The sequence below is a fragment of the Candidatus Obscuribacterales bacterium genome (genome assembly GCA_036703605.1).
In the GTDB taxonomy this organism is placed as follows: Bacteria; Cyanobacteriota; Cyanobacteriia; order RECH01; family RECH01; genus RECH01.
Genome location: DATNRH010001011.1, coordinates 1 through 1,912, shown reverse-complemented (window position 1 = coordinate 1,912; position 1,912 = coordinate 1). Strand labels below are relative to the sequence as shown.

2 protein-coding genes are annotated in these 1,912 nt (G+C 53.1%); both read left to right on the top strand.

The features are described from left to right. The coding region (locus tag V6D20_20675; GenBank protein HEY9818195.1) for a hypothetical protein at positions 1-554 on the top strand (554 nt) is incomplete at its 5' end. 11 nt (positions 555-565) lie between these two features. Beyond that, on the top strand, positions 566-1,912 hold a 1,347-nt coding region (locus V6D20_20670; protein HEY9818194.1), incomplete at its 3' end, for a glycosyltransferase.

The following is a 1,912-nucleotide window of genomic DNA, read 5'->3' as shown; positions in this document are numbered from 1 at the left end:
CCCAACTATCCCTTAAACTGCAGGCCGAAGGTGTTGCGGTGATGGAGGGCCATTGGAGACCCTCCATCAAAAGGGGGCCCAAGGAACGACAATCAAACGTTGAGGATCCCCATGGACAGACCCCGCGTGGATCCGTCAGCTCTTTCCTCAAACTCGGCTGGCTCTGGCTGAACTGGTGGGTAGGCTGGTGGAAATCCATTCGCAAGGCACGCAAACGTGGCGTTGTCATATACGACCGTTACCACGTGGATTTACTGGTTGACCCCAAGCGATACCGTTACGGCGCAGCCATGGGTCTTGCCCGGCTGGCTAGCCGATTCATGCCCCAGCCCGATGCCGTATTTTACCTGGATGCTCCCCCTGATATTCTTCTCTCACGCAAACAGGAACTACCCTTAGAAACCTTGGAGCGCTTCAGGGAGCGCTACCTGGATTTATCCAAAGCCACTCCCAACTTTGTCATTATTGATGCGACCAAACCACTGGCTGAGGTCATCTCGGAGGTTGACTCCAAACTCCGAGGGCTGATTTCCCAAATCCATACCCGACAGTAAAAATCGCAGCTATGCCTAAACCCAATCACTTCAAGGGCATGGAAACTCTTGAGCGAAGCTTGCGCTCTTTGGGGGCGGACACATCGGCGCCATACCGCCTGTTGATACGCAAAGGGAGGGTGCTTTGCGCGATTCCCAGGGACCAGAAGGTGGCCTTGCGTACTTTGGATCTATACCAACCCCAAAGGGGGCAAGGCAAGCTACTCAAGGCAATCATCCGCACATGCATAAAGCTCGGCATACCCTGCCCTCTTCTACGCGCCTGGCAGGCTGAAGAGGGCCATCAGGGCGCAGGAAAACAGGCCGGGGTCATGGTGGGCAGCCCGGGACATCTGTGTGAGCGGTCGGTTGCTGTATTCAGGGATCCCCAGGTTTGGACAGTGGTTAAACTGGCTTTTGGGGAAGCTGGGACAAACATCCTCAAGCATGAAGCCGACATGCTGGAGAGCCTTGAGAAAAACATTCACACACCAGACCTCAGGAGCTTCACCAGCGATGGAGATGAGGCGAAACTGTGCATGGGCTGGCAGGATGGCATCGCATGGTCCAATCCTGACATTTCCCCAATCGTTCAGCTGCTGAGAGAATGGCACATGGGATCCGACCCGCTACCACTGGAGGTTTTTAAAGAATGGAACACTGCGTCTCAAATTCTGAAATCATACCCGATTTGGGGGGAAGCCATGAAACAATGGGAAGAGCTGAAGCTGGCGCCTTCGATACGTCATGGCGACTTGACCCGCCCGAACCTCCGCACAAGTTGTGACGGAAAAGATCTATTGCTCGTTCATGACTGGGAGAGAGGCGCCCACAAGGGCATGCCGGCCATTGATCTCGCCCATTATCTCATTCAGGACTCATGCTTCACCAGGAGTTGGAGTCCGGATGAAGTCATCCGCACCGTCATTCAACAACTGAGGGCACACCCTTGTCGGGGCTTGCTTATAGATTTGGGATGGAGAGACCAAGTTTACGGATTATTGGCCACCACGATAGCGTTCAACATAGGCAGTCAATACTTCTCCAACGATTCCTTGTTGAGAGCACTGGGAGATGCATTCCTTGAAGAGGATACTGCCTTGAACAATGGGCAGCAGGACAAGACCGCACTCACCTCAAAATTGGCCCGGACGAAGTTTTCGATCATCACACCGAGCTACAATCAGAGTGAATACATTGAGGATTGCCTCGAAAGTGTCCGAACGCAAAAGGCTGATGGCATCGAGATCGAGCACATCATAATCGATGCACAATCCACAGATGGTACTGTTGACATTCTCGAAAAGCAAAAGGACATCCTCTGGCGTTCGGAACCGGACAAAGGAATCAGTGATGCAATCAACAAGGGATTCCTGATG